Annotated in this window: 2 protein-coding genes; one reads left to right on the forward strand and one right to left on the reverse strand. The window is 69.0% G+C overall.

Annotation, left to right across the window (positions count from 1 at the left end; translation table 11 throughout):
* Window positions 1-93: 93 nt before the first annotated feature.
* Complete coding sequence (locus tag AB0J68_RS30785; RefSeq protein WP_363942230.1) at window positions 94-2,310, reverse strand: AbfB domain-containing protein; 2,217 nt, start codon at window positions 2,308-2,310, stop codon at window positions 94-96.
* Between the two features lie 59 nt (window positions 2,311-2,369).
* Here AB0J68_RS30785 and AB0J68_RS30790 point away from each other — a divergent pair.
* Window positions 2,370-2,556: hypothetical protein (locus AB0J68_RS30790; RefSeq protein ID WP_363942232.1), on the forward strand; the 187-nt coding region annotated here is incomplete at its 3' end.

Consider the following 2,556-nt stretch of genomic DNA (forward strand, 5'->3'; position numbering starts at 1 on the left):
CGGATGCGGGAGTGGGCCGAGGGGCACTCCTGGATCGTCAACGAGATCGTGATCGCGTTCTTCGCGCTCCTGACCGTGCTGGATCTGGTCCGTTCACGACTCCAGCGAGACGCCGCTTCCGGTCAGCCCCACCCGGGCGCACCAGGTGGCGTCGGCTCGCAGGAGCGCTGACCCGTCGTTCGGCGAGTTGCGGACCCGGGAGTCCTGGTGCCGCAGGTACTGACCGGGATAGTTGACTGACTCGAAGGAGTAGCAGGCGCTGTCGGCCAGGCCGGGCCGGATGGTGTACGTCGCGTCGTTCTTGAGCAGCGCCGAGCTGCCCGCGTCGACCACCTCGGTGTACGCCAGGCTGTTCTGGTGGCGCAGGTACCGGTTGGTGTAGCCGGGGGTGGTCACCTGCAGTGAACGCCGGGTGTTGACCGGCAGGGCGACGGGGGCGGAGCTGCCGATCGTCCGGGAGGCGTTGACGAGGGCGGTGTTGGCCGCGCGGACGCGGGCCTGGTCCATCTTGACCACCTGCCGGTCGTAGGTGAGGAAGCCGTTCAACTCCCCCTCCTGGTCAGCGATCTCGGTGTAGATCGAGGCGCTGAGTCCCTTGCCGAGCATCAGGTTCTGCGCACCCTCCACCAGCCCCACGTACCGGTCGGTGAGCGCAGCGGAGGTGGGTTGCCACTCGTAGGCGAAGAACTGCCCGTTCGGGCTGTACTCGTGGCCCGGGGTGCGCAGGCCCAGGCCGCCGAACTCGCCGAGCACCGCGATCCGGCCGCTCGATGGCGAGGGTGAGTCCGGACCCAGGTAGACGTGCCAGTCGTCGATGTCGCCGTTGCCGGGGTCACCGAGGGACTGGCAGCAGTTGTGCCCGCTGTGCGGGTTGACCAGCCGGGTGGGGTCCTGATTCTTGATGTTCTGCGCCACGCGGCGGGTGTCGGCCAGGGCGCGCTCGCCCCACCCCTCGTTGTAGGGCGTGTAGGCGACGACCGCGGGGGAGCTGCGGTGCTCGTCGACGATCTCGCGTGCCTCGCTCTCGAACTGCGCCTGCTGGGCATCGGTGGCGTCGATGTTCTGCGCGGTCAGCGACGGGATGTCCTGCCAGACCAGCAGGCCGAGCCGGTCGGCGTGGTAGAACCAGCGCTGCGGTTCGACCTTGATGTGCTTGCGCACCATGTTGAAGCCCAGGTCCTTGTGCTTCTGCAGGTCGAAGGCGAGAGCGGCGTCGGTCGGCGCGGTGTACAGGCCGTCCGGCCAGAAGCCCTGGTCGAGGGTGCCGACCTGGAAGACGAACTGACCGTTGAGCTTCGGTCGCAGCACCCCGTTGACCATGCCGGTGGTGATCTCCCGCATGCCGAAGTAGTGGACGGTCTGGTCGACCGTCGCGCCGCCGGCGTTGCGCAGGCGTACCCGCAGGTTGTAGAGGAACGGGTCGTCGGGTGACCAGCGGCGGGCGTTCGGCACCGGGACGCTGAAGTCGGTGAAGCCGCCGGTGGCGGAGCCGACAACCGTAGCGCCGTCGAGCGCCTCGGCGAGCACGCTGTGCCCGCTCACGTCGCCCCGGGTGAAGACCCGGATCCGCAGGGTGTTGGTGCCCAGGTTCGGGTAGACGTCCACGCTGCTGATCGACGCCGCGGGCACCGGCTCCATCCACACCGTCTGCCAGATTCCGGAGCTGGGCGTGTAGAAGATCCCGCCGGGCTGCTTGGTCTGCTTGCCGATCGGGGGCAGGCTGCCGTTCTGCCGGGTGTCGGTCGGGTCCCACACCTTCACCACGATCTCGTTCACGCCGCCGTTGAGCTGCGGGGTCACGTCGAAGGTGAAGGCGTCGTAGCCGCCGGTGTGCGCGCCGACCCGCACGCCGTTGACCCAGACCGTGCTCTGCCAGTCCACGGCGCCGAAGTGCAGCAGGGTCCGCCGGCCGGACCAGTTCGACGGGACGGTGACGGTGCGTCGGTAGAACAGGTAGTTGCGGTTGTCGCTGGCGGCCCGCTGGACACCGGAGAGGGCGCTCTCCACGGGAAACGGCACGTTGACCCGCTCGGGCAGGTCGGTGTTGAACTGCGGGGCGTCGTCGGTGCCGGACTGGCGCAGCTGCCACTCCCCGTTGAGGTTGAGCCAGTCCGGTCGGGTCATCTGCGGTCGCGGGTACTCCGGCAGGGGCGTCCCGGCCAGCGCCTGGCTGGTCCACGGGGTGGTCAGTGGCGGCGTCTTGGCCGGGGCGGCCCGCACCGGTCGGGCCGGTGCGGCGAACACGCCGACGACGAGGGTGAGGATGAGCAGTAGGGACAGGGCGGGGCGGGCGGGGACCTGACGTGTCATGCCGTCTCCGAGGGGCGGGTCGCCGCGGGCCGTGCAGCTGAGCCCGCAGCGCGGGGGCGGTGGGCATCGGGTGGCTTCTCGAACGCGGACGGCGGATGTCGGCGGGATCTCCACCCACAGGCGATGGTGATCCGATTGACATCCATCACCACCCGTACAACGTTATAGAGGCACCCTGGACACTCAGTCAATTGCTGATCGTCAATGCTCGCGGTTTTGTTCTCGATCGTCGTACCTCGGCCACGG

This window comes from Micromonospora sp. NPDC049580 (assembly GCF_040675595.1).
Lineage (GTDB): Bacteria > Actinomycetota > Actinomycetes > Mycobacteriales > Micromonosporaceae > Micromonospora.